The following is a 25,072-nucleotide window of genomic DNA, read 5'->3' on the forward strand; positions in this document are numbered from 1 at the left end:
CCGCGCCGCGGACGACTAGCGCGCGCCAGGATCGACGCGGGCGACGGTGAGCGTCACGCTGTCGTCCTCCCCCTCGTCGATCCCGGCGCGCGCCACGAGGCGGGCGCCCTCGCACTCGAGGTGGAGCACGACGGGCGCCACCGCCTGGCGGCCGCACGCCGGATCGCCGGAGACGCGCGCCGCGAAGGCGCCGCGCGCGAGCTCGACCGCCAGCGCGATCCCTCCGATGCGACCCATCGCGTCGTCCGGCGCGACCTCGCGCGCCGAGCGCGCCTCCTCGAGGCGCGTGAAGAGCGCGGGCCCGTGGATCGCGACCTCGACCGGACGGCCCGCCGCGTCCTCGAGGACGGCGACCTCGATCTCCGCCTGCCGCGGCGCGCTCTCGCCCTCGGCCGTCACGACGAACCAGAGCGCGATCCGCTTCGCGCAGACCGCTGCGCCCGGGCCCGCGCGCTCGTCGGCGGGCGCGCACCGGGGAGGCGGCAGCGACAGGCTGAACGGGACGATGATCTCCGCGGGCGCCTCTGCGAGGGGCCGCCCCCAGGCCCGCCTGTCCAGGAACCGGCGCAGCCACGCGGTGACCTCCTCGCCGACGCGCGCGCGCGCCGCGCGCTGCGTCGCGAGGTGCGCCTCCGTCTGCTGAGCGGCGCGCGAGAGCACATCGCCGGCGTCGCGCTCGCGGACGAGCTCGCGCAGCCGGTGGGTCGCCTCGCCGCGGAACGCGCCCTTCGGCAGCGTCGCGAGGTACGCGGTGAGGCCCGCGGCGGTCCCGCGCTTCGCGGCGTAATAGATCGGCTCGGCCCGCGCGAGGTACGCGCGCACCTCGCCGGCGAAGGCCCCGTCCGGGTGGCGATCGAGGTAGGCCGACGCCGCGGCGAGCCTCCCCTCGAAGGTCCTCGACACGCGGGTCGCCCGGTACGCCGCGTAGTCGTCGTAGCCCGCCAGGAGCGCCGGCTTCGAGGCGCACCCGGACAGGACCGCGACGAGCGCCGCGCACGAGAACCCCCGCGCGGACCTCGCAAGGCGCCTCCAAGATGCGACTGCGCCACGCGCGCTCACGGCGCCTCTTCCAATGGGCAAAAATTGCACTCCGTCGGGATCGACGCGCCTTCGTCGGCCATGTGGCCGCGGTACTCGTCGCAGCTCGCGAACTTGAGCTTGCGCAGGCACACCTCGCCGTCGTGGATCAGCGGATAGCAGCCGGCCGGGAGCTCCGGCGCGGCCTCGAAGGCGCAGGCGGCGTCGCAGGCGCGCGTGCGCAGGCCGCACCCGTCGCACTGGGCGCAGTCGATCTGCGCCTTCAGGGCGAAGAACTTGTAGGGATCGAGCTCCTCCGGCGACTGCCCGCAGCTGCCGATGTCCCCCACGACCGGCGCGATGCCCACGAAGAGCAGCAGCGCCGCGGCGCCCGCGATCTCACTCGCCCGGAGGCGCCCGCGTCGAAGCTCGCGCTCCGGCAGGCTCATGGCAGGAGCTCGTGATCGATCATGAGCCCGAGCTGCGCCGAGACGACGGGGTAGACGGTGTACGCCGCGTCGTACGTCGCGGCGCCATAGAAGAGATCCCCGACGATCTCGCCCGAGAGCGCGACGCCCGCGAGGAGGGAGTACCCGAGCCCCAGGGCGAGCTCGCCTCCGACGTTCGCGTCGGGCTCGATCAGGATCGCCGCGCCGAGCCGCCCGTACCCGAGCACGCGCGAGAGGCCGCGGTAAGCGACGAAGTAGCTCGGGGTGAGCGACTCCTGCGGGACGCCGTCGAGCGCGACCGAGAAGCGCAGCGCCCCGCCATGCTGAACGCCGTCGGCCGGCCCCAGCGCGAGCGCGATCCCGAGATCGAGGTACCCCGCGGTGAGCGAGGGCGACTCCGCCGTCTCGCCGAGCTGCGCCTGCAAGCGGTAGGGGTTGTTGAACCGCATCCCCTTCCCCATCGCGAGGGTCGACACGACCCGCCCCGCCATCCCCGGCGGCCGCGCGAGCGCGCGGTAGGCGTCGAGCTCGGCGTCGCCGCGATCCTCGCCGGGCAACGGCGCCGCGACCGCCCCCGGGCCTGGGTCGGCAGCGGGCTGGGCCGCGGCGGCGCGCCCCGCGGATGCCCCTAGCAGAACCGCCACCAGCGCAAGCCCGGTCCGGAGTTCCAGCATTGCCACGAGCCTTCTACCCCGAGGCAGCGCCCGCTGGCACGCTCAATTGCGTCCCGCCCGCGCGCCGCGCGGAGCGCTCCGCCTCGCCGCCGCCTGGCGACGGCACCGCGTACCCGTCGGCACGGGGCTCGGCGCCGCTGCGTATCCGCCCGCTTCACCTGCGGACCGGACCCTGCATGGTGAGACCACCGTGAGCAATTCAAGCACCCGAGGCAGGCAAGGCACCGCCGCACATTCGTCGGCGCTGCGGGCGTCGCGCCCCAGCGCGACGCGGCGTCGAGAACGAGAAGATCTCAGCGATCCGGGAAGGCCGCGCAGGCCGGCGCCGGGAGACGCGACGTGGGCCGGCGCGAGCGAGCTGGACGAGCCGTTCGTCGATATGGTCGACGCGGCGGCGGCGCCCCCGCTGCGGGGCAAGGTGAACCCGCGCAGCGAGATCAGCGACGTGATCCCGACGCTCGACGACGAGGTCCGCGGCTACCACCACCACCCGAACGACGCCGGCAGCACCGAGTTCGAGGTGAACCCCGACGCCGCCGACGCGGCCGCCGATCTGGCGAGCGATCTCGGGGCGGAGTTCCTGGAAGGCGCGACGAGGGGCCAGGACATCAGCGACGTCGTGATGTCCCACGACGACGACGACGGCGACCTGCCCTATCTCCTGGAAGACGAGGACGTCGAGTCCGTAGAGCCGGACGTCGAAGCAGAGGACGAGCAACCGGTGACCCAGCGGATGCGGCGGCACGCGGGCTGACAGGCGGCGCGCGCCGCGCGTGACGGCGCGAGGTCTCCGCGCGCCGCCACGCGTGGCGCGCGCGGAGATCTGACCCGGTCACGCCTGACCGAGCACGGGCAGCTCCGCCACCACCTCTCCGTCGATGCGGATGAAGGCCAGCAGGCCTTCGTCCTCGTAGGCCAGGACGTCGAGCACGATCCGCTCGCACAGCGGCAGCACGTACAGCGCTCCGTCGTCCGCCATCACCGTCATGGATCGCACAGGTGCGCTCGCCGTGGGCAGCGTCTCTGTGGTCCGTCGTCGCGCATCCATGTCGCTTGAGCTCCCAGGCTTGAATCGAGCTCCGGCCACCGCCGGCGCTGCGAGGCTAGAGGGCCTGCCCGCCATCACACCAAGCGCCTTCCGTGCCACGACGCTGGCGCAGCTGTGCCGGAGCCCGCGACGTTCCACGGCGACATATGGGTTTCGCCCTGGCCCGCGACGCTGCGTCGCCGCGGCTCAGCCGGAGGCGACGCCGCTCCCCGCCCGCAGCGGAGCGCGGCTCTGGCGCGGCGCGCCCGGAGCGCCGCAAGGCCGCGATTTCGAGCGGTCTCCGGCCTCTCCGAGGGCCGAGGCGCGCGGGCGTTCAGCCCGCCCGCGCGCGTTCAACGCGGTCTTCGCGCCGCTCCAGCGTCCGGCGCCGACGCCGCGGACAGGACCTTTCGCGCGAGCTTGGAAACGCCGATATCCAGCGCACCCGGATCGAGCCACGCCGCCTTCTCGTAGGGGGAGGCAAGCTTTGCCCGGAAGCGCCAGGGGGCCGCCACCTCGGCGCGCGCCACCGTCACGTCGAGGCGCCGGTGCGTGAGGATGTGGCGCACGCGGCCCACCTCGCGGAGCGGCGCGTCACCCGGGACGCCGACCTGCTCGAGGAGCGCGCGGGCGTCCGCGAGCGCGCGCGCCTCGACCATGGGCGGCTCCCAGAGCCCGCCGAAGAGACCTCCCTCGGCGCGCCGGACGAAGAGCACGCGATCGCCCGACCGCACCACCGCGGCGACCATCGCGACCGCCGGGACGTCGCGCTTCGGGGCGATCACCGGCAGATCCGCCTCCTTCCCCGTGGCGCGCGCGACGCAGACGCCGTCGACGGGACAGGCATCGCAGCGGGGATTCCGGGGCGTGCACACGGTGGCGCCGAGCTCCATCAACGCCTGGTTGAAGCGTCCGGGATGGACGCTGTCCGCGGCGCCCCGCACGAGGCGCTCGGCCGCCGACCAGAGCTTGCGCGTGCCCGAGGCGCTGCGGATGTCGTCGTCGATGCCGTCGATGCGGGAGAGCACCCGGGCGACGTTGCCGTCGACGAGCGGCACCGGCTGATCGTACGCGATGCTCGCGATCGCGCCCGCGGTGTACGCGCCGACGCCGGGCAGGGCGAGCAGCGCGGAGACGTCGCGCGGGAGCGCGCCGTCGTGACGCGCGGTGACCTCGCGCGCGGCGAGGTGGAGCACGCGGGCGCGGCGGTAGTAGCCGAGGCCGCTCCACAGCGAGAGCACGTCGTCGATCTCGGCGGCGGCCAGGGCGAAGATCGTCGGGTAGCGGGCGAGGAAGCGCTCGTAGTACGGGATCACCGTCTCGACGCGCGTCTGCTGGAGCATGACCTCGCTCAGCCAGATCGCGTAGGGATCGCGCGTCCGCCGCCACGGCAGGTCGCGCGCGACGCGGTCGAACCAGGCCCCCAGGGCGGCCGCGATCTCCCGGTCGCGCTCGCCCGGCTCCGGCGCTGCCTGCGGCGGAGCGCCCGCGCCCCGCTCGCCGGACGAGGCGCGGCGGCGCGGGGAGCGCTGCTGATCCTGATCGTCGAGCGCGCTCGCGCGCTTGCGCGCGGGGTCCTGGCGCGCGCCCGCACGGCTGCGCGTGGCGCGCTCTCGTGTGCCCGCGCTGCCGCGCGCGGGCGGGCGGGACGCGGTGCTCACGCGCGAAGGGCCCTACCCCTGCGCGGCCTTCGCTGTCGGTGCAGTCCACGCTGTCCACGCTGTCCACACAGATTGCACGGATCGCCGGGATCGCGCGGATCGCTGAGGTTGCGCGGCTGCCGCTCGCTGCGCTCAGAAAACGCTTCCATCGCGCGGGACTCTAGCGCAAGAGCCGACCGCGGTGTCGTCCCGGCGCCCCTGCCCACCCCGGCTGCTCCCTCGGGCAGCGCGCCTCTGCGCCGCGCTGCTCCTCGGGCTCGTCACGCCTGGGTGTCGCGACGAGCCGCGCCCCTGGGAGGGCAAGCCAGGCCCCGCGGTCGTGCTGTCGGCAGCTCCGCCGCACCCCGCCGTCACGGTCGGGGCCAGCGGGCTCGCGGACGTCGACGCGGGACAGGGCGAGGGCGACGCGGGAGCGCGCACGGATCTCGATCTGCCGGTCCTCCCGGTGCGCGTCGGCGGTCCCTGGGTGCGCTGCTACGGGAACTTCAGGATCAGCGGCGATCCCCTGAAGGACGTGACGCGCCTGTCGCTGCTCTGCGGCCCCGAGAACGGCATGCGCCGCGTCTCGCCCAAGCCGATCGAGGGGAAGGTCGCCGAAGGCGGCGCGATCGTCACGGAGACGCTGCAGGCGGTCCGGGGCGCATGTTACCGGGTGTTCGCCGTCGGCGGACCGGGGGTCCTCAACCTGGACGTCGCCGTGCGAAGCAGCCGCGGGACGATGATCGCGAGCGACGGCACCGAGGACGCATGGCCGATCGTCCAGCCGGATCGGCCGTTCTGCCCGCTCGAGGACGACAACGCCACCGTGGAGATCAGCGCTCGCCGCGGCAGCGGCCGGTTCGCCGCCGAGGTCTGGATGCTCAAATCCTACAAACGCGTCCGCGAAGGCGACGCCGGCGCGGACGCGGATGACACGTACGAAATGAACAGCGAGCCGGACGCTTACGAGGAGCTCTGAGCCGGCGGCGCTGCGGCCCATCGGCCGATCCACGAACGTCGTGGCGCTGCGACTTCCGTCCGGGTCACTGCAGCGTCCGCTACGGAGAGGCCAAAGGCAGAGCTCTACCGGCTGCTGGACGCGCGCGAAAGGCTCCCCATCGTCATCAAAATCCGGCAGATCCATGGACCATGGCGCGACGCCGGCACCCTGCACGCACCCCTGCATTGACGTGGCCGCCCCGTCCCGCTAGGGGAGCCCGAGCCATGGCCGACGACACCGAGCCGCTCCGCGAGGACGAAGGGGACAAGGTGGAAGGCGAAGGCGAGAAGAAGCGCCTCTTCGAGCGCGCTATTCCGGAGATCTTCAAGCGCGTGGTCGAGCGCGCCGTCGAGAGCGGCATCGACAAGCTCAGCGAGGGCCCCGAGAACCTTCGACACTTCGTGGGCGATCTCAAGCTGCCCAAAGAAGTCCTCCACTACCTCTATACCCAGATCGACGAGACCAAGAACGGTCTCTACCGGGTCGTCGCGAAGGAGATCCGGGACGTGCTCGAGCACACCCAGTTTGCGGACGAGATCACGAAGGTGCTGACGAAGCTCTCCTTCGAGATCAAGACCGAGATCCGCTTCGTTCCCAACGAGGCGGCTAAGAGAGACGACAGCCAGGACGAGCCGAGGACCGGGTTGCCGAAGCCGGAGGTCACCGCCCAGGTGAACGTCAAGGACCGAAGCAAAGAGACCGGGCGAGACCGGCGCCGCGAGGAGAAGTGACGACGAAGAAGCTTAGGACGGGCGGCGAAGTCGACGCCTGGTGCACGAAGTGCCGCCTCGATCTCACCCATCGGATCATCGCGATGGTCGGCGACGTGGTGAAGAAGGTCGAGTGCAAGACCTGCATGTCGCACCACCTTTACCGCCAGCCGAAGAGCGAGCGGGAGAGCCGCGCGGCGGCGCGCGTCGCCGCGCGGAGCAGCAGCGAGCCGAGGGCAGCGTCGGCGTCGCCGCGCGGCGGCGTGGAGCGCCTCACGGCCGCCCAGCGCGCCGAGCGCGATCAGACGCTCGCGTGGGAGCGCGCCATCGCGGGACAGCCATCCGGAGCGTTCAAGCCGTACCGCGTCACCCTGACGTTCGGCGAGGGCGAGCTGATCCACCACAGCAAGTTCGGCGACGGCGTGGTCGCGAAGGTCATCGATCGGGGCAAGATCGAGATCCTGTTCAAGGACGGCCCCCGGACGATGGCGCACGGGCAGCCTTAACGAGACCTGCGGCGCTCGCTCGCAGCCCGAAACTTGGGGCTGCCCGTTCGATCGGGTAGCCTCGGAGTCGCCTTGGACAACCCTTCGCCCCCCTCTGCGAGCGGGTCCCTGCGCAGGCGGCGATCCCGCCCACGCTTGCCCGAGCGCGCGCTGCGTTGCGTGGCGATCTGCGCGATCGCCGTCGAGGCGCTCTGGTACGGCATCCACGAGATCCGCGGCTTCGGCCCGGCGCTCGCCGACGGCGTGCGCGCCGTGGTCGGTCCAGCCCCGGTCGCGTGGGCCGAGGACGTGGCCTACGGCGTCGCCGACCGGCTGAATCAGACCCTCTACCGGCACGCCGCCCCGAAGACCTTCTGGGAGCCGCCGCCCGCGGTCGCGGCGGAGACGGTGAAGCGCCCCGAGGGCCCGGAGGCGGAGTCGGTCTCGTCGCCCTCCTCGTTCCAGCCCCCCTTCCCCGAGGTCGCGGCCACGGGCGACGGCGTCTGGGCGCCGGTCGCCGACAGCGCAGCGCGGCCCGGCGACCCCCCGGTGCTCTGGAAGAGCGTTGTGCACCCCGACCCGAAGCGCGTGTTCGCGGCCATCGCGGTGGTGGCGATCGACCTCGGGCGCGTCGACCTCCGCCTCGTCGCGGGCACCAAGGAGCCGTTCTCACCGGACATCCCGGCAGAGCGGCGCCCTGGGCTCGTCCCCGGAGCCCACGCCGCGGAGCTCATCGCCGCCTTCAACGGGGGCTTCAAGGCGATGCACGGCCACTACGGGATGATGCTCGACGGCGACACGTTCCTGCAGCCGCGCGACAAAGCGTGCACGATCGCGCTCTACCGCGGCGGCGCGGTGCGCATCCGAACCTGGCCCGAGCTGCGCGGCGAAGAGGCCCGCATGGCCGCGTACCGGCAGACGCCGCCCTGCCTGGTCGAGCAAGGCGAGCTCCACCACGCGCTGTACGACTCGAACCGCGACTGGGGCGCGACCGTGAGCGGCGAGACGGTGATCCGGCGCTCGGCGCTCGGCGTCGACGCGACGGGCAAGCTGCTGTTCTACGGGCTCGGCGAGGCCGTCACGGCCCGCAGCCTCGCCCGTGGGATGAAGGCCGCCGGGGCGCACGACGTGGCGGAGCTCGACGTCAACCACGCCTACCCGCGCTTCCTCTTGTACAGCCGCGGCGCGGGCGGCGCGGGGCCGCGCGCAGAGGAGGCGCTGATCCCGGACGTGCAGTTCAAGCCCGAGGAATACGTCGCGGAGCCAGCGCAGCGCGACTTCTTCTACCTGCGCCGCCGAACGCCGCCGGCGCCGCTCGGGATCGCCGATCCGACGCCCGCCGGCGACGTCCTCGATCGCGGCGTGCGGTGACCAGGGGGCGGAGCTAGCGGCGCTCGAGCATGTCGCGCAGGCGCTGCGCGAGGGTGTCGGGGGTGAACGGCTTCTGCAGCAGCTCGAGCTCGCGATCGGGCTCGGCGCCCGCGAGGACGTCCTCGGCGTAGCCGGAAATGTACAGCACACGGGCGCGCGGGTGGATCGCGAGGGCGCGCTCGGCGAGCTCGCGGCCGTTCATGCCCGGCATCACGAGATCGGTGAGCAGGAGGTCCACCGTGTCTTCTCCCTCGCGCGTGAGCACCGCCAGCGCTTCCTCACCGCTCGCGGCCGAGAGCACGCCGTAGCCGCGCCGCTCGAGCACATCGACGATGAGCTTGCGGACGGCGTCGTCGTCCTCGACGACGAGCACCGTCTCGTCGCCGCCCGCCGGCGACGGCCGCGCGCGGGCGGGCGTCACCTCGGCGCGCTCCTCGACGCGCGGGAGATAGACGCGGAACGTCGCGCCGCGCCCGAGCTCGCTCTCGACCTCGATCAGCCCGCCGCTCTGGCTCACGATCCCGTACACGGTGGCGAGGCCGAGCCCCGTGCCCTTGCCTCGCGCCTTCGTCGTGAAGAACGGCTCGAACAGGTGCGAGAGCGTGTCGTGATCCATCCCGTTGCCGCTGTCGGTCACCGCGAGCACGACGTAGGGGGGGCCGCCCGCGGCGGGCGCCTCGTCATCGTCCCGCTCCGCTGGCGCGAACGATCTCGCCGCTGGGCTCTGGCCAGGCTCTCCCAGCGAGGTCTCGACGACGAGCTTGCCGCCCCTCGGCATCGCGTCGCGCGCGTTCACGACGAGGTTCAGGACGACCTGCTCCAGCTGGCTCTTGTCGACCTTGATCGCGCCGAGATCCCGGCCGACGTTCGTCTGCAGATCGATGTCCTCGCCGATGAGGCGCTGGAGCATCGTCTGCATGTCGAGCACCACGGCGTTGATGTCGAGCACCTCGCGCTGCAGCGCCTTGCGGCGGCTCATCGCGAGGAGCTGCCGCGTGAGCGCCGCGGCGCGCTCCCCGGCCTTCGTGACCTGGAGGGCGTCGCGCCGGAGCGCGCTCTCGGGCCCGAGCCGGCGGATGAGGAGCTCGCCGTAGCCGAGCATCACCATGAGCATGTTGTTGAAGTCGTGCGCGATGCCGCCGGCCAGCCGGCCGAGCGCCTCCATCTTCTGCGACTCGCGCGAGCGCTCCTCGCGCTGCCTGAGCGCCTCCTCGGTGCGCCGCCGCTCGGTGATGTCGCGGACGAGGACGAGGGCGTGCCCCTCGAGGAACGGCATCACCCGCGCCTCGACGTGCCGCTCTCCGCCCGCGCTCGCGACGGCGTGCTCGAGCGCGACCACGGCGCGCGCCTCGTGAGCCTCGTGGCTCGCGCGCTCCAGCCGCTCCGCGAGATCGCGGGGGAGCACCTCGATCATGCGCTTGCCCGACGGCGCCTCCGTCGCGACGTGGAGCTCGGAGAGCCGCGGCTCGTTGTGGTCGACGATCCGCAGCTCGGCGTCGAGGCGGAAGCAGAGATCGGGGATGGCGAGGAAGAGCGCGCGGAGCTCGCCGGCGGCGCGCGCCCTCTCCCGCTCGGCGCGCCACCGCGCGATGCTCTGCCCGACCTGGCTGCCCACGGACGCAAGGACGCGGAGCAGCTGCTCATCGCCGCGGTGCGGGGCGCGGCTCCTCAGCTCGATCACCCCGGCGACACGGGGGCCGCACAGGATCGGGACGGCGCAGGCCGAGCGCTCCCAGCCCGGCGCGCGCGCGGCCTGCGCGACGGCGTCGACGGCGCCGCCCACGCTGGCGCGGAACACCGGCGCGCCGCTCCGGAGGGCCTCGCCGACGAGCTCGGACTCGGCGGCGAGGGTCGCCCCCTGGCGGAGCACCTCGGCGAGCGCCTCGCAATCCCCGTGCGCCGCCGCCCGGGCCTCGACGCAGCGGAGCGCGCTACCTCTCGCCCCGGACCGCGGCGCGTCGCCCGCGGCGCTCGGCTCCGGCTCCGTGAGCCAGAGCGCGGCGACGTCCCAGCCGAGGTGGTCGATCAGCGCGGCGAGCACGCGCGGAGCGGCCTCCGCGAGCGAGGCCGCCGCGCACAGCGCGCTCGTCGTCGCGAGCTGCGCCGCCAGCCGGGCCTCGGTCTTCGAGGCCTCTGTCTGGGCCTCGGCGGGCCCGCCTGGCGCAGCCCCGGCGTGGACCGGCCCCTCGGTATCGAGATCGTCGTGTGGCACGTGAAGCCGCGGAGCCCCCATGCGCTCAGCCGCCGGTCTTGTCCGCGGCGCCGCTCTCCAGGTTGACCGTCCAGCAGACGGCACCCGGCGCCGGCTCGCCGCCGGGCGGACCCACGCTGAGCTCGGCGCGCGCTGGCCCGACGGCCCGGACGTAGAGCCGCTGCCCCACGGCGCCGCGCCCGAGCGCGCAGACCGCGCGGCGCACGCGCGGATCGTCCGCCGCGACCTCCCCCTCGTCGTCGGCCGCCATGAACAGGAGCTCGACCTCCGGCTTCAAGCAGGCGCCGACCTCCCGCCAGATGTCGTAGTCGACGGACGGATCCAGGACGTCGGCGAGCTGCCCGTGACGGGCGCGCCCGACGCGGTAGCGGAACGCGTCGCGCTTCTCCGCGCGGAGCGTGGCCCCGATCCGGTCGAAGCGGAGCGACAGCGCGCCGAGCGCGACCGCCATCTTCACGGTGGGCGCGCCCAGGTTGGCCTTGTCCGGCTCCTTGAAGCGGTGCACCTGCACGCCCGCGGGCAGCACGCCGGCGAGCAGCTCCGCGAAGCGCGGGTTCATCCCGAGGCGCCCGCCGAGCAGGATCCGGAGCCCCTGGTACGGATCCGGCTCCCGCCCGATCTTGGCCACCGCGCCGTCCAGGTGCTGACGGACCACCTCGACCCCGTCCCGGAACCACGCGTCGATCGCGCTGCTTATCGCGCCGCGATCGATCGAGAGCGGCACGACGACCGGCCCCCCGTCGAGCCCGGCAAGCGCGAGCTTCTCAGCGACCGGCGAGCTCGGCCCCCCCTCGAGGAGAGGCCGCAGGAGCTCCTTGAGAGCCCACACGTTGGCGCGCGCGTCGGGGGACGGAGCGAGGAGATCGTCCGCGCCGTCGAGCGGCTCCTCTTCGATCGGCCGTTCGAAGGGGATCCGGTGCTCGCGCATCGCGGCCAGGCTGGACGAGTACACTCTGTAGGCGATCCGGTGGAGGAGCCGCTCGCCGCCGAGCCAGGGGATCGCCGTGGGATCGAGGTACTCGACCATCCGCTCGAGCCCCTGCGCCGCCTCGTGCGCCTTCGCGCTCCGCAGGATGCCGAACGCGAGCCCCGCCTCGCTCGCCCCGGCGTCGACGACGCAGAACGGGACGCCGCCGTCCCGCGGCTGGATTCCGAACATACGGAACGCCTGGACAGCAAAGGCGATCGCGGACGGGCCCGCGTCGACGACCTGGAAGCCGTCGAGGTCGTGGTACTCGCAGAGGCCCGCGGGCAAGCTCCGGAACAGGCCGCGGCGGAAGGCGACGAGCACGCTCTCGCGGCGCTCGGGCGACCAGCCCGTCGGCATCGTGATCGCGTAGCGCGTGGAGAGCCCCCGCGAGCGCTGGTTCAGGTGCAGGCCGACGTAGTACGCGTAGAGCTCGATCGGATCGAACGGGTCGTGGGCGCCGATCCCTTCCTCGTCGATGATGGGCGGCGCCGGCTTCTTCAGCGCCTCCGTCGTGTCGGGGTCGCCCTTGCCCCGGAGCCGGAACGGCTCGCCGCGCTCGGTGCGCTCGCGCAGCAGCGGGAGGGCCGGCAGGCAGGCCGCGGCGCGCTCGTGGACATCGGCGCCCGGCCGGAGGCGCATGTCCCGCGCGGCGTGCCCGACGAGCACGTCGCCCCAGCGCGTCATGGGCAGGATCACCCGATCGCGCCAGGCCTTCGTCGTCCGGGCCAGCGCCTCGAACCCGACCTCGCTCGGGTTCTCGTTGTCGGCGGACACCCGGAGCGGCGCGTCGGCGCCGATCCGGACGAACTCGGCGCCGGCGCGCTCGCCCCGGACGGCGACGACCGTCGACGCAGCGCCGACGTCCACGGCAACCCAGTCGCCGCGCACGTCGAGCCGGGGGTCGCGGCGTTTCACCTCGGGCGGGATCGGGTCCTTGTCGGTCTTGCCGGTGCGGCGGTGCAGCCCGACCACGCGGCCCTGGCGGAGGATGGCGATGGACGTCGCGCCGAGGAAGCGGGCGCCCGTCCAGAGGCCCTGCGCGGGATCGACGAGCGTCGTCCCCTTCACCGGGTCGAGGTTGGCAACGACCTTGGGGAAGAAGTCCGCGATGTGCTCCGGCGAGGCCACCCCGTCGTAGCGCTCGACCTTGATCGGCGGCGAGTAGTAGTTCTGGAGCCCTTCCCCGTAGATGCGCGGACTGACCTGGATCAGCTTCAGATAGGGGATCGGGCAAGTCTGCTCGTCCAGGCGGAACTCCTGGTAGAGCGCGGTCGGGGCGATCGCGTTCTCCATCTCGGGCGCGATGCGAGGCACGCTCGCGCTCATCTCGGTGCCGAAGTACATGAACTTCGTGCCGGCGCTCCCGGTGAAGGCGGCAATCCTGACCTCGTTGAACGTCGCCTGCCCGACGATGAGCGGCGGTAACGCGATCACGTAATCGAGCACCAGCGTCGTGAGCCAAGGTTGGTCGAAGAGGCGCGATTCCCAGCGCATGACGAGCGTCGGGAACTCGCGGCCCTCGAGGGAGACGATCTTCTCCGCCTCGCGAACCAGGGCCCCGTCGACGGACAGCTCGTAAACCGGCATACGTGGGCGACGTTATCACGAAGATCCCCTGCAACGGCCCGGGGATCGCGGGAGCGAGGCGTTCGTCGTCGGGCGGCCGGGCGGCGGCGCGCCTTGTCACCGACGCGCACCGACCCCATCGATCCTCGCGTTGGCCTCGCGTTGGCCTCGTGTTGGCCCCGTGTTGGCCTCGTGTTGGCCGCGTGTGGGGGCGTCCCCGCCGCACGGCGGCGGTGGGCGAAGGCGGCGCCCCTCGTGGCCCCGCGAGGGCGTAGGCCGTGCTCGGGCGACCGTGCTAGCCTGGCGACGTGATTTGCTTCTCCGGACCGGGAACGCTGTCATGAACCCGTTGGTCGGCGAGATCATCGACGGCAAGTACCGGATCATCCGGCTGCTCGGCCAGGGGGGCATGGGCGCGGTCTTCGAGGGCGAGAACGTGCGCATCCGGCGCCGCGTCGCCATCAAGCTGCTGCACGCGAACATCTCGAGCCAGGCCGAGTCCGTCGCGCGCTTCGAGCGCGAGGCCCAGGCCGCCGCGCGCATCGGCTCCGATCACATCTGCGAGGTGCTCGATCTCGGCGTGCTGCCGGACGGCACGCGGTACATGGTGATGGAGTACCTCGAGGGAGAGACCCTCGGGGCCAAGATCGAGCGGATGGGGCGGCTCGGGCCCGAGATCACCGTGCCGATCATGATGCAGGTGCTCGAGGCGCTCGGCGCCGCGCACGCCGCGGGGATCATCCACCGCGATCTCAAGCCCGACAACATCTTCGTCATCCCGTCGAAGGCCGGCCTCAGCAACTTCGTGAAGGTGCTCGATTTCGGCGTCTCGAAGTTCTCGCAGCTCGCCGGCTCGGAGATGAGCATGACGCGCACGGGCGCCGTCGTCGGGACGCCGTACTACATGTCGCCGGAGCAGGCGCGCGGCTCCAGCCCCGTCGATCAGCGGACCGACATCTACGCCATGGGCGTGCTGCTCTTCCAGGCGACGACCGGTCAGGTGCCGTTCGACGCGGCGACCTTCAACGAGCTGCTCTTCAAGATCGTGCTCGAGCCGGCGCCCCTGCCACAACAGCTCGTGCCCGACCTCGACGCCGAGTTCTCCGGGATCATCCAGAAGGCGATGGCGCGCGAGCCGGGGGGCCGGTTCCAGAGCTGCGCGGAGTTCAAGAACGCGCTCCTCGCCTGGGCTGCGGCGAGGCCCAGCCTGGCCCTGCTGACCACGGGGCGGACGTCCTTCCCACGGCTGTCGCTGCCGTCCCAGCCCGAGACGACCCCATCTGCGCCCACCCGCCCCGAGCCCGCGTGGAGCAGCCAGAGCGGGCCGGCCGCGCCCGGCATGGGCCAAACTCCCCAGCTGACCGCGAACTCGTGGGGCGCCTCGTCCGGGGTCACGGGCCGCTCGACGCGCCCCCCGTCCAGGATGCCGCTCCTCGCCGCGATCGCCGGGGTGGCGAGCCTGTTCGGCGCGGGCGTCGCCGTCTGGCTCGCGTTCGGCCACAGCGGCGGGACGGGCGCGGCGAGCGCGGATCTGAGCTCCGTCAGCGCGACGGCCATCCCGGCGCCCTCGCCACCTCCCGCTGCGCCGCCGCCGCCGCCGTCCGAGCCGATCGTCACCGCGAGCGCCACGGTCGCAGCGCCGGCGCCCTCCGCCACCGCCGAGGAGCCCGTCGCGGCGCCGACGGCCTCCTCGGCGCAGGTGAAGCCGCTCGCGCCGCGGCCGCCGCCGCCCCAGACGAAGCCCTCGCCCATCACGAGGCCGCCGCAGACGGCGCCGTCGACGAAGCCGAACGTGCCGAGCCAGAAGCCGCAAAAGCCGGCCGTGCCGGGCGACTTCGGGTACTGAGGCCGCCCGGATCCCCCGCCCCCGCGGCGCGTGCCGAGCGCAGCGCTCTGCTCAGAACGCGCCGCGCACCCCGAGCCCGGTCGGCGTTGCGTAGGGGGCGATCCAGGCGGAGCTCGATGGCTCCGGCTTGGACGTCAGCTCGAGGACGAGCAGCGTCACGCCGCCGGCGAGGAGCACGCCGCCGCCGACGAGGCCGGCCGCGCCGATCGTCTCCTGCGATGCGGCGTCAGCGTCGAGCGACTTGATCTTGGCCTGGACCGCCGGGCCGCAATCCGCACCGGCAGTGCCCTGCGCCTCGCACCCGCGCGCCGCGCTCAGATCGTTCGCTTCCTTTTGCGTCCCGCTCCCTTTGGCCAGGAACACCGAGCCCAGGACGACACCGCCGAGCCCGAGCGCTGTGGCCGCGATGCCCCCGCCCAGCATCGCCGCGTTCGTCTTTCGCTCCGGGGTGCCCGGGGGGCCGGCGGGGGGAACCTGGGGCTGACCGCCGCCCCAGGTGCCCTGCCCCTCGACCGGGCCTCCCGGCGGGGGGACCACGGCCGGGCCTTCCGGGACCGGGATCTTCACTTCCTTCCGCTCGCCGTCGCCGATGGTGACCCCCTGCTCGATCGGCGCGAGGCCGGGCGGAACCACGGTGACCACATGGTTCCCCGGATCGATCGGGCGATGCACGCCGAGCAGCGCGTCCGCGACCGGTTGACCGTCCAGCTTCACGCCGATCTTCCGGCCCGCGGCGCCCTCCAGCGCGATGCGCAGCGACGCGATCCTGGGCTCGATCGCGGCGAGCTCCTCCCGCGCGTCCTGCTGTGCCCTCTTGAAGGGAGAGGGCGCGGTGGGCGGAAGCTCCTCGCGGACGATCCTCAGGTAGGTCTCCTTCGCGGCGACGAGCCGGCCGAGGCGCGCCTGTGCGCGCGCGCTGAGCAGGAGGTGCGTCGGGGCGTGCACGAGCGCCTCGGCGCGGCCCAACAGATCGATCGCCTCCTCGAAGCGGCCGGACGTGAACGCCTCGGCGCCCTGCGTGGCCAGCGACCGGGCCGCTGCTCTGTCCTGGTCCGACTGCGCGTGTACCTCGCCTGTCGGGAGCAGCAGGAACAGCGCCGCAGCGAACGGAACGCATCGTCTCAAGAGCACTCAGGCCTCCTCGCGGCCACGCTATCACACGCCGTCGACAACGGAACAAATCAGCCCGCGGAGCGCCGCCGCCCAGGGGAAAGCGGCGCTTTCTCGCGCGAAACGCGCGCGGGCCGCCCGGCACGCGCCGCGGGCGCGCCGCACCGGCGCCTGCGGCGCGGCCGCACCCGACGCTCCGTCCGTCGGCCGCTGTGAACCGTCCGCACAGCGCGATGGCACCCATTCTGCTGCGTGGAACGCGCCATGGACTGCCTCCGCTCCTCCGCGCCCCTCGACGCGGGACTCCCGTCCTCGGAGCGATTCCTCAGGGGACGCCTGCTCGGGGGACGGTACCTCGTCGAGCAGATGATCGGCGCCGGCGCGATGGGGCGCGTCTACCGGGCGCGGCACCTCGGGCTCGGGCGCGCGTGCGCGGTGAAGGTCATCCACGAGCGCGTCGCCACGCCGCGCGCGTGCGGCAGAGCGAGCCGCCGCGTCTGCACGACGCGCGTCGCCGCGCCGCCGCGCGGAGATGGCGCCGGCCACGGAGGATCGAGCGGCGTGAGCGAGATATCGCGCTCCGACGAGAGGTCGCGCTCCGGCGGCGTCCGCGCCGGGGACGCGGTGCTGAGGTTCCATGTCGAGGCGCTGGCCGCGAGCCGGCTCGATCACCCGAACATCGTGCGCGTGCTCGACTTCGGCTGCGAGCCGGTGAGCCTACACGGCGCGCTCGGCGCGAGCGCCGGCGGACACGAGGCGGAGCCGCCCAGCCTCTGGTACCTCGTCACCGAGCACCTCGACGGCGAGGACCTCATCGATCTCCTGAACGCGTCGCCGATCCTTCCCACGGAGCGCATCGTCTCGATCATGCGCCAGCTGTGCTCCGCGCTGCAGCACGCGCACGACGCGGGCGTCATCCACCGCGACATCAAGCCCGAGAACATCCGCCTGGTGCCCCGCATCGACGACGACGGGGCGCCGTTCGAGCAGGTGAAGCTCCTCGACTTCGGGACGGCGAAGCTGCTCCACGACGAGCGGTCCGGCGCGTTCGGCGGCGCGCCCCTGCTCCCCGTGCCCGACGAGGACGGCGGCAGGCTCGTCATCGGGACCCCGGCCTACATGAGCCCGGAGCAGGCCGCAGGGCAGCCGGTCGATGCGCGCAGCGACGTCTACGCGTGCGGCGTGCTGCTCTTCGAGATGGCGACAGGGCGGCTCCCGTTCGAGCGCCCGACGCCCGTCGCGCTCGCCGCCGCGCACGTCGAGTCCCCTCCGCCCCGACCGAGCGCGCTCCACCCGACGCTCGATCCGGATCTGGAGGCGTTGATCCTCCAGTGCTTGCGCAAAAATCCGGACGACCGCCCGCAGAGCGCGCGCGCGCTGCGCGAGGCGCTCGCGCACATCGCGCTCCGCCGGGCGCGCTCCGCCGCCGGCGAGCGCGCCGCGGTCAGCTGCTCTCCGCTCCCCTCGGAGAGCCCGCGCCCAGCGATGGCATCCTCGTCGCGCACGAGCGGCTCCGTGGACGACACCGTCACGGCGCGCTCCGGGGGCACCTCGACGTGGGTGGGGTATCGATCCCCGTCGCTGCCGGAGAGCGCGCGCCTGGATCAGCCCTGCTCTCCGAAGGCCGCGCAGCCCGACGCCTCGTCCGCTCCAACCTGGGTCGGCCACCGCTCCACCCCTTGCCCCCAGGCTGCGCTCGTCGAGGTGGCCTCGCCCCCCGCGCCGGCAGGCGCGCCGCCGGCGGACGCGGCGCCCCTCCCCGCGGTGGCGTCGCTCCCCGCGCCCGCGCAGGCGAGCCCCCAGCGCACGCCGGAGCTCGACGCTGGGCTCGAGCCGCTCTTCCTGCTTCGAGCGCACCGGTCCACCGGATCTCGGAGCCTGCTCGCGCTGCGCCGGCGCCGGCGCGGGCGTCTCGCTCCGGTCGTGATCGGCACCGTCGCGGCCACGGTGCTCGGCGGATCGCTGTGCCTGCTCTTCAACGCTGCAGGCGCCGCGCTCGCCCCGCTCACCTCGTCGCCGCCGGAGCGCGACGGCGATGCGCCCCCGACCGCCGACGGGCGTGCGAGGACGGTCCGCGCGGCAGAGCCGGAGCACACCTGCCCCGCGGGCCCCCCGCGGTGAGCTCCCCTGCCCGGGTACACCCCGGGGCACGGCGGGCCGACGGGCCCGGGCGACGCGCCGGCGCTCGCTCACGCGACGCCCGGATCGAGCTCGGAGCGCCCGAGGGACGACGACAAGCAGACCGACGGCGAGGACTGAAGCGCGCGGTGCGAACGAAGCGCTCACCCCACGCTCGGAGCGCGAAGGGCGCGCCGCGATCTTCGATCTCGCCCGCGCCGCTGCGCGCCGATGTACAGCGGATGCCCAGCGCAGCGCGCCCGATGGCGATGCAGTTCACGGTGACCACCGAGTCTTCGCTCCATCGCGGTGCGAACGGAGCTCACCGCGCGCGGCACGTGGTCTGCAAACGGCAAACGCCGGATGCTGGCCTCCGCGTCGACGCGGGAGGACGGCCCTCGGCGTAACAACGCGGTGTCGAGAGGAGCGAACCATGTCGGTGCTGTTGTGGATCCTGTTTGGCCTCATCGTCGGCGTCATCGCCAAGCTGCTGACCCCTGGCCGCGATCCGGGTGGGTTCGTGGTCACAGCGCTGCTGGGCGTGGCCGGCTCCCTGCTCGGCGGCTTCGTCGGCCGGGCCATAGGGCTCTACCCGTCGTATCAGTCGAGCGGCGGCTTCTTCACGTCGATCCTGGGCGCCATCATCATCCTCGCCATCTACAACGCGACGATCGGCCGGAGAGCGACGAGGCCCTGATCGCTCCCTTCATCGACGGGCTCGCCCCGCCGCCCATCGGAGAGCTGCCCGAGGAGCGCGGCGGCAGGCACCACGCGGGCCGGCGCGGCGCGTCGATCGAGGCGGAACTCGCCCGCGACGTCCGGGGGAAGCGGCCGGATGGCGCCCGCGCCGTAGCAGCGGCGATAGACGAGATCGCCCGGCCCTGCGCCCTGCCCGCCGAGCTGGTGGCTCCACCACCGCGAGTAGACCGTCGGGCGTGCGGGATCGACAGAGAGCAAATCCGAGCGCTCGAGCCGCACCTCGCCGTGATCGCCGCGGTCTGCCGCGCCGTGCTCCGCCGTGAGCCGCCCCCCCTCGCCCACGCTGTAGACGATCCTGAACCCCTCGACGTCGCCCTTGCCGTAGGCGACCCGCTGGACTCCCGGGGCGAAGAGCAGCGCGTGCGTGTAGACGAGGTCCACGGCGAGCGCGGGCAGCACGGTCCAGGTGAGCCAGTTGTTGCCCCACGGCCGCTCCTCGGAGAAGAAGGCGTAATAGCCGACAGAGACCTCGCCGTGCTCGCCCGTCGAGCTGCGGTAGTACAGGACGTCGCCGAGCTCGCCCGCGCTCGCGACCGTCGAGCCGACGCAGATGGGCTGCCGCTCGATGGCCGCGTCGAGCGCCGTCGGCTCCGCCGGTTCACCAGCGACCGGGCGCGGCAGCGCGCTCCCGCTCGTGGAGCTCGCGAGGAGGAGAACGGCCAGCGCAGCGATCGGGAAGGAACGCCTCAGGAGACTCCGGACGGGCATCAGGGCGGGCTAGGCTAGCGAGCCCGTCGCTATCCGCGCCAACGCAAAGGGCCGCTCGCGTTCGACGCCTCACGGAGGCGACATCGAATGGAGATCTCCCGGCGCCCGCGGCTCTCCGCGCGTTCACGCCGGCGTCGGAGGGCTCGCTATGCTCGTCACTCGTGCGGCGCGCTGCGGCGCGCCGGTGAGGCGCCGCCGTCGAACGCGCCGATCGCCCTGCCCGCGAGCGCCCCGGCGGCGAAGGTGACCGCCGCGATCACGAGCCAGGGCAGAAGCCGAGCGCGCCGCAGCGGGCGCGCGTCCCTCCAGTGCGGCGTCAAGGCGCTCCTGGCCTCGCTGCGCTCGCTCTCGACCTCCGGCGCGCACGGGCGAGCGTCTGGCCCGCACGGCGCTGGCGTCGCCTCGCCGCGATCCTCCCCCGGTCGGCCCGCGGCGCTCCGCCGCGCGCCCGTGCGCCCGCGGGGCCCGGCCGGCCTCCGGCAGCCCCGCACGAGCAGCGACCGGTGCCGATCGCGCCCGCTCGCGACCTCGCGCACGAGCGCGGCGATCTCCTGACCCGCGAGCAGCCCGCGCTCGCTCGAGCTCGGCTCGTCGCCGCCGCTCGGCGCTCGGCGCAGCGAGGCGAGCACCTCGGCGAGCGCCTCTTCCATCTGCGCCGCGGTCTCGAACCGGGCCTCGGGATCGCGCGCGAGCGCGCGTCGGATCGCCTCCTCGAGCAGCGCGGGGCACGCCGGACGGAGCGGCGCGATCGCCGGCACCTCGCCGGAGAGCACCGCGCCCATCGTCGCGCCGTCGTCCTTGCGGTGGAACAGGCGACGCGCCGTCAGCAGCTCGAAGAGGATCACGCCGACCGCGAAGAGATCGGCCCGCGCGTCGACGCTCTGCCCGCGCAGCTGCTCGGGCGCCACGTAGCCGAGCTTGCCCTTCACCGTGCCGGCGCCGCTCGACGGGGCCGCGTCGGCCGCGTCCACGAACGAGCACGGGGAGCCGAGGGGCCCTGTGTCCTCCATGCCGCTCATCGCCGTCATCTGCGCGACGCCGAAGTCGATGAGCTTGATCTCGCCCTCGAGCGAGAGGAGCACGTTCTGCGGGCTGACGTCGCGGTGCACGAGGCCGACGAGCTTCCCGCCGTCGTCGCGGAGCGCGTGCGCGTGCCCGAGCGCCCGCAGCACGCCCAGGCCGATCTCGATGACCGCCTCGAGCGGGAACGGCCGCCCCTCGGCGAAGAGCGCGCGCGCGGCCGCGGCCAGATCGCAGCCCGGGACGTACTCGATCACGAGGTGATGGCGTCCCTCGTGAATGACGAAGTCGTGGAACCGGATCACGTTCGGGTGCTGAAGCCGCGCGCTGATCCAGGCCTCCCAGAGGAACATCCGCACGATCGACGGATCCCGCCTCGCCTCGGGGCGAAGGCGCTTCACGACGACGGGGTGGGCGATACCTGCCGGCCCGCGCCGGCACGCGAGGAACAGCTCCGCCATGCCGCCTGCCGACAGGCGCGCGAGCAACGCGTAGCCGCCGTCGCCCATGGGCAGGTCCATCTCTCGAGCCCTCCACGGCAGCTCCGCCGCGCTCCCCTCGTCTCGCGCCGGCATCCCGAACGCGCGAAGCGAGGACGGCCGCCGCGCCATCCACTGCCGGAGTCGCCCCACCCCGGCCAGCCCCCGGACCTGCCCGCGCCGCCACATCGTGCCTTCGCTATTCACGCTGCATGCCACGGAAAGGGCCGCGGCAGCGTCACCTCTGAGCCACAGCCATCGCGCGGCTCTGCGTGGATCCCGCCGGATGAGAGCGCATGTCGGCAGCCGCAGGGACCTGCGGCGAGCGCTGCTCCCCGCGGAAAATGCGGAAAACTCGATGGCGCCATGTTCCATACAAGGGAGCAGAGGTGCGCGCGCGCCGCGTCGGACCCGCCCGCGATGAAACGCGGGTCAGCCCACGGTGGCGGGTGAAGCGCGGACGCGGCGCGCGATCAGCGCGCGCAGCTCGCGGAAGGAGACGACACGCAGCGCGAGGAGGAGGGCGACGTAGACGGCGACGCCCACCGCGATCGACGCCCACATCCCCGCGAGGGTGCGCGCGACGTAGGCCGCGCCGAGCATGATCGCCGTCGCGGCCAGGATCGCGAGGATGCGGTCGCGCTGCACGACGTGGGCCCAGCGGGTGGTGATGCCCCACGACGCGAGCAGCGCCCCGGCGCTCACGGCCAGCGTCACGCACGCGGCGCCCATGGCGCGGTAGCGCGGCAGGAGGAGCAGGTTCAGCGCAACGTTGGCGACGAGCGCCACGGCGAGCAGCTTCACCATCGCGACCTCGCGCTTCGCGGCGAGCAGCGGCAGCGTCACGACCTGGAACGCGAACGTCACGGGAACGCCGCAGGCGAGGATCCTGAGGACGTCGACCGCCGGGGCGTAGTCGCCGGCTCCGCCGTAGACGAGCTGGATGACGTCTGGCGCGAGCAGGAAGACGCCCGCGGCGACGGGCAGCCCGAAGAGCGCGGCGACGAGCATGCAGCCGCCGTAGAGCCGCCCGAACGCGTCGCGATCCTGGGCGTACAGGCGCATGCCCGCCGCGAAGGCGGCGCCGAGCAGGACGTCGGGGAGCATCCTGAAGTTCTCGCTCAGCACCCACGCGGCGCTGTAAACCCCCACGGCATTCTCATCGCAGAGGGCGCGGAGCATCACGCGGTCGATCTGGAGCAGCGCGCTCGAGAGCGCACCGAGCGCGCCGATCGGCAGGCTGCGCTTCGCGATCTCCCAGAGCTCGGCCGGGGGCGTCGTGAGCTCGGGCCGGTAGAGGCGGGAGCAGAGGTAGTGCGAGGTGATGGCGAGCTCCAGCACGTTGCCGAGCAGGAACGCCGCGGCCGCAGCGACGACGCCGAAGCCGAGCACGAGCAAGGCCGCCGAGAGCGCGATGACGAACAGCCGGGCGCCGAGCTCCGCGTACAGGATGTACTGGAACCGCTCGTGGGCCTCGAACGAGAGCCACATGGTGGAGTAGAGCAGCGTCGCGAGCTGGGAAGCCGCGGCGAGCACGACGAGCTGCGCGCCGATGCCCGAGCGCGTCGCCAGCGCGACGGCGACGGTCGCGCCGAGCATCACCGTCCCGGTCACGCCCCGGATGGCGAGCGCTGCACCGAGGTGACGTGGCCCGAGCTCGGGCTTCACGGCGACCTCCCGGGCCAGGTACCCCCTCACCCCGACGCCGGCCGCGATCGTGACGATCCCTGCGATCGCGAGCGACGCCTGGAACTCCCCCCAGGCAGCGACCCCTACTTTCCGCGCGAGATAGCCGACGAACACGACGCCAAGGACGGCCATGATCGCCTGCTTGAGGAGCATCAGCGCCGCGTTCAGCGCGATGCGCCGGCCATCCTTCATGAACACCTCCCGGTGTCCCCATGCTGTCGGGCACCGCTGTCCACGCAGCGGGATCGGCCCCGATTCGAGCGTCGTGCGCCCCCAGAGGACGTCCGTCTCGCGCAGCGAGCGCAGCGCCGCTGCAGGCTCGCGCAGCGAGCGCCGCCTCCAGGGCTCAGCGCGAAACGCCGTCTCGGACGGCGCTCGCTCACGAAGCGCCGATCGAGGTGGCGCTTCAACGCGAGACGCACCTCTACCTCGAGGCTTCCGATCGCAGGAGGATCGCCAGCACAAAGGGGGGCCGGCGATCCTCGGAGCGGGACACGGGATTCGAACCCGCGACCCTCAGCTTGGGAAGCTGATGCTCTACCAACTGAGCTAGTCCCGCGCGAGGTGGAGGAAGCTTCTACCGAATCCTGGGCCGCATAGCAACCCCTTCATTTCGTTTTCGATCCCGGCCGCTTTCCCGAGCGCTGTCTCGAGCTTTTTCCGAGCTTTTTCCGGCCTCGTGCCCGGCCTCTTCGAACGGAGCCGGAGCTCTCTCGACGTCGCCGACTAGCGACGGGCGCGCGCGCGGAGCGCTGGCGCGTCGAGCGTCTCGCCCGGCAGCGGCGAGCGCGCGCGGATGGCGCTGTCGCAGTCGCTGGTCGCCGCCGCGATCGCGCTGGTGATCTCGATCGCCCCCGCATCCGGCGGGATCCAGGGCAACTGGTGCAGGATGGGCCTGTCCGGCGGCAGCCAGCGCAGGCTCCGCGTCACGAGCACGACCGGGTGGTTGCTGTCCACGAGATCGCTCGCGAGTCGCGCGCCGCCGAGCGGCGCCGGCGGAAGATCCAGGCAGACCAGGCACACGTCGAACCGCTCGGTCCCCGACGCGAGCAGGGCGTCGTCGATCGACGAGGCGTCCACGATCTCGACATGCGGCACCGCCTCCTCGAGCGCGCGGACGAGCGCATCACAGGTCGCGGCGCGGGCGTCGTGCGCAAGCAGGATCCTGAAGCTGCGCACCGAGCGCGGCCCAGGCCGGCGGGCCTCGACGACCGGCAACGTACCCGAGGGGGGTGTCTCGCGCTCACGAGGTGCACGTCGAACGGTCATGGACTCCCCTTCCTCAGCCACACCAAGGCAACCGTGCCCCAGGCTAACACCCCTTGAGCTCAAACTGACCAACCTTTATATGAGGGCGCGGTTCTTTCTTCGTTCGCTTCTTCGTTCGCTTCTTCGTTCGCTTCTTCGTTCGCTTCCGGGTCCGCTTCCTCGTTCGCGGTCGCGGTTTGCGTTCTCGGGTCACGTTCTCGGTTCACAGGTCACGTTCTCGGTTCACAGGTCACGTTCTCGGTTCACGGGCCACGGATCTCAGCAGTCACAGCGTCACAGCCATGCCGCGTCGCGGCTGTCGGAAGCACGCCGCGACGCGGCATGCCAGCAAGGTCTACGGAAACATCTACGAAGGACGGTCATGCATGAGTCGGTTTCTCATCTCCACTCCTTGCGAGTGCCAGGCAAGCCTGTCAGCCACCCTGGACGAGCACCGGCACGTCACCGCCGGGTGGGCCACCCGGAGTCCCCGCGGCCGGTCGGCCGCCGGTGAAGCCGACAAGGAGCTCGCGCCGGCGCACAGCATCAACGCTCACCTCGACCGGTTCGACGTGGCGTGGTTGTGCCCGTACTGCGGGCGCAACACGCTCCGGACCTTCGAGGCGGGAGCCATGAGGCGGCTGCCCGCGGCGGGCACATCGCCCGCTGCAGGGCTCGTTCCTCCTGGCACGAGCTCGTCGCCGTGAGATGCCCGACGCGCCGCGACCTCCTCGGGCGGGGCGTCGAGCAGATCCATCCGCCGCGCGCCTGAGCCTGGGCAGGCGCCGCGCGGTCGCCGCCGCAGGATCCCCGCTCGTCGCGCGGCGCCCCAGCCCGACCGGGCGCCTCCCTCCCCTCCTTGACGCGGCGGCCGCTCAGCGCGGCGCTGCTGCGCGGCATCTCCCGCGCAGGCACCAGCGTCCGAGCACGACCGGTTCATGGCCCGTCAACCCGTCGCGCTCCGGGCTCATTCC

21 protein-coding genes and 1 tRNA gene are annotated in these 25,072 nt (G+C 73.1%); 9 read left to right on the forward strand and 13 right to left on the reverse strand.

Annotation, left to right across the window (positions count from 1 at the left end):
• Positions 1-15: 15 nt before the first annotated feature.
• From WME90_RS20365 to WME90_RS20375, 3 genes are read right to left on the reverse strand one after another with little or no spacing between them, the layout of a single operon-like run.
• Entirely contained in the window at positions 16-1,059 is a 1,044-nt protein-coding gene (locus WME90_RS20365; protein WP_437282827.1) for a hypothetical protein, read from the reverse strand.
• Positions 1,056-1,466: a hypothetical protein gene (locus tag WME90_RS20370; RefSeq protein ID WP_437282828.1), complete on the reverse strand. Its 411-nt coding sequence runs from the start codon at positions 1,464-1,466 to the stop codon at positions 1,056-1,058. Before WME90_RS20370 ends, WME90_RS20365 begins: the two co-directional genes overlap by 4 nt.
• Positions 1,463-2,140 (reverse strand): hypothetical protein, encoded by a 678-nt coding sequence (locus tag WME90_RS20375; protein WP_437283629.1) that lies wholly within the window; start codon positions 2,138-2,140, stop codon positions 1,463-1,465. The genes WME90_RS20370 and WME90_RS20375 overlap by 4 nt, the downstream gene beginning before the upstream one ends.
• Before the next feature lie 190 nt (positions 2,141-2,330).
• On the opposite strand from WME90_RS20375, the gene WME90_RS20380 reads away from it, so the two are divergent.
• Complete coding sequence (locus WME90_RS20380; protein ID WP_437282829.1) at positions 2,331-2,894, forward strand: hypothetical protein; 564 nt, start codon at positions 2,331-2,333, stop codon at positions 2,892-2,894.
• A 78-nt stretch (positions 2,895-2,972) separates the two neighbouring features.
• Here WME90_RS20380 and WME90_RS20385 read toward each other — a convergent pair whose 3' ends face one another.
• Positions 2,973-3,188, reverse strand: a complete 216-nt coding sequence (locus tag WME90_RS20385) for a hypothetical protein (protein WP_104981979.1) — start codon at positions 3,186-3,188, stop codon at positions 2,973-2,975.
• Between the two features lie 332 nt (positions 3,189-3,520).
• Positions 3,521-4,828 (reverse strand): A/G-specific adenine glycosylase, encoded by a 1,308-nt coding sequence (mutY, locus tag WME90_RS20390; RefSeq protein ID WP_437282830.1) that lies wholly within the window; start codon positions 4,826-4,828, stop codon positions 3,521-3,523.
• A 181-nt stretch (positions 4,829-5,009) separates the two neighbouring features.
• Between mutY and WME90_RS20395 the strand changes: the two genes are divergently transcribed.
• The 4 genes from WME90_RS20395 to WME90_RS20410 all read left to right on the forward strand — a co-directional run bounded on the left by WME90_RS20395 (position 5,010) and on the right by WME90_RS20410 (position 8,373).
• Complete coding sequence (locus tag WME90_RS20395; protein WP_437282831.1) at positions 5,010-5,786, forward strand: hypothetical protein; 777 nt, start codon at positions 5,010-5,012, stop codon at positions 5,784-5,786.
• Positions 5,787-6,031: 245 nt separating this feature from the next.
• Positions 6,032-6,538, forward strand: coding sequence for a hypothetical protein (locus tag WME90_RS20400; RefSeq protein ID WP_437282832.1), 507 nt, complete (start codon positions 6,032-6,034; stop codon positions 6,536-6,538).
• On the forward strand, positions 6,535-7,023 hold the full coding sequence (locus WME90_RS20405) for a hypothetical protein (protein ID WP_437282833.1): 489 nt from the start codon (positions 6,535-6,537) through the stop codon (positions 7,021-7,023). Before WME90_RS20400 ends, WME90_RS20405 begins: the two co-directional genes overlap by 4 nt.
• Positions 7,024-7,182: 159 nt before the next feature.
• Positions 7,183-8,373, forward strand: coding sequence for a phosphodiester glycosidase family protein (locus tag WME90_RS20410; protein ID WP_437282834.1), 1,191 nt, complete (start codon positions 7,183-7,185; stop codon positions 8,371-8,373).
• Positions 8,374-8,386: 13 nt separating this feature from the next.
• Here the strand turns inward: WME90_RS20410 and WME90_RS20415 are convergent, their stop codons facing one another.
• Together WME90_RS20415 and WME90_RS20420 are read right to left on the reverse strand one after the other, a co-directional pair.
• Entirely contained in the window at positions 8,387-10,585 is a 2,199-nt protein-coding gene (locus WME90_RS20415) for an ATP-binding protein (protein WP_437282835.1), read from the reverse strand.
• A 25-nt stretch (positions 10,586-10,610) separates the two neighbouring features.
• Positions 10,611-13,142, reverse strand: coding sequence for a hypothetical protein (locus WME90_RS20420; RefSeq protein ID WP_437282836.1), 2,532 nt, complete (start codon positions 13,140-13,142; stop codon positions 10,611-10,613).
• Positions 13,143-13,461: 319 nt separating this feature from the next.
• On the opposite strand from WME90_RS20420, the gene WME90_RS20425 reads away from it, so the two are divergent.
• The gene (locus tag WME90_RS20425; RefSeq protein WP_437282837.1) at positions 13,462-14,967 is read left to right on the forward strand and encodes a protein kinase domain-containing protein; all 1,506 of its coding nucleotides are present in this window, start codon (positions 13,462-13,464) and stop codon (positions 14,965-14,967) included.
• A gap of 51 nt (positions 14,968-15,018) precedes the next feature.
• Here WME90_RS20425 and WME90_RS20430 read toward each other — a convergent pair whose 3' ends face one another.
• Positions 15,019-16,098 (reverse strand): hypothetical protein, encoded by a 1,080-nt coding sequence (locus WME90_RS20430; RefSeq protein WP_437282838.1) that lies wholly within the window; start codon positions 16,096-16,098, stop codon positions 15,019-15,021.
• Positions 16,099-16,341: 243 nt separating this feature from the next.
• On the opposite strand from WME90_RS20430, the gene WME90_RS20435 reads away from it, so the two are divergent.
• Together WME90_RS20435 and WME90_RS20440 are read left to right on the forward strand one after the other, a co-directional pair.
• Positions 16,342-18,198, forward strand: a complete 1,857-nt coding sequence (locus tag WME90_RS20435; protein ID WP_437282839.1) for a serine/threonine-protein kinase — start codon at positions 16,342-16,344, stop codon at positions 18,196-18,198.
• Positions 18,199-18,628: 430 nt separating this feature from the next.
• Positions 18,629-18,892 carry a GlsB/YeaQ/YmgE family stress response membrane protein gene (locus WME90_RS20440; RefSeq protein WP_437282840.1) on the forward strand — a complete coding sequence of 88 codons (264 nt, stop codon included), beginning with the start codon at positions 18,629-18,631 and terminating at the stop codon, positions 18,890-18,892.
• Here the strand turns inward: WME90_RS20440 and WME90_RS20445 are convergent.
• The 5 genes from WME90_RS20445 to WME90_RS20465 all read right to left on the reverse strand — a co-directional run bounded on the left by WME90_RS20445 (position 18,853) and on the right by WME90_RS20465 (position 24,119).
• Positions 18,853-19,662 carry a hypothetical protein gene (locus WME90_RS20445; RefSeq protein ID WP_437282841.1) on the reverse strand — a complete coding sequence of 270 codons (810 nt, stop codon included), beginning with the start codon at positions 19,660-19,662 and terminating at the stop codon, positions 18,853-18,855. The genes WME90_RS20440 and WME90_RS20445 overlap by 40 nt on opposite strands.
• A gap of 155 nt (positions 19,663-19,817) precedes the next feature.
• A complete protein-coding gene (locus WME90_RS20450) occupies positions 19,818-21,368 on the reverse strand; it encodes a serine/threonine-protein kinase (protein WP_437282842.1) in 1,551 nt (516 codons plus the stop codon).
• 225 nt (positions 21,369-21,593) lie between these two features.
• Entirely contained in the window at positions 21,594-23,042 is a 1,449-nt protein-coding gene (locus WME90_RS20455) for an oligosaccharide flippase family protein (RefSeq protein WP_437282843.1), read from the reverse strand.
• A gap of 294 nt (positions 23,043-23,336) precedes the next feature.
• Positions 23,337-23,409, reverse strand: a tRNA-Gly gene (locus WME90_RS20460).
• 167 nt (positions 23,410-23,576) lie between these two features.
• Positions 23,577-24,119, reverse strand: a complete 543-nt coding sequence (locus WME90_RS20465; protein WP_437282844.1) for a hypothetical protein — start codon at positions 24,117-24,119, stop codon at positions 23,577-23,579.
• 365 nt (positions 24,120-24,484) lie between these two features.
• Between WME90_RS20465 and WME90_RS20470 the strand changes: the two genes are divergently transcribed.
• Positions 24,485-24,805, forward strand: a complete 321-nt coding sequence (locus WME90_RS20470) for a hypothetical protein (protein WP_437282845.1) — start codon at positions 24,485-24,487, stop codon at positions 24,803-24,805.
• Positions 24,806-25,072: the final 267 nt, after the last annotated feature.

Source organism: Sorangium sp. So ce375, from assembly GCF_051473855.1.
Classification (GTDB): Bacteria; Myxococcota_A; Polyangia; order Polyangiales; family Polyangiaceae; genus Sorangium.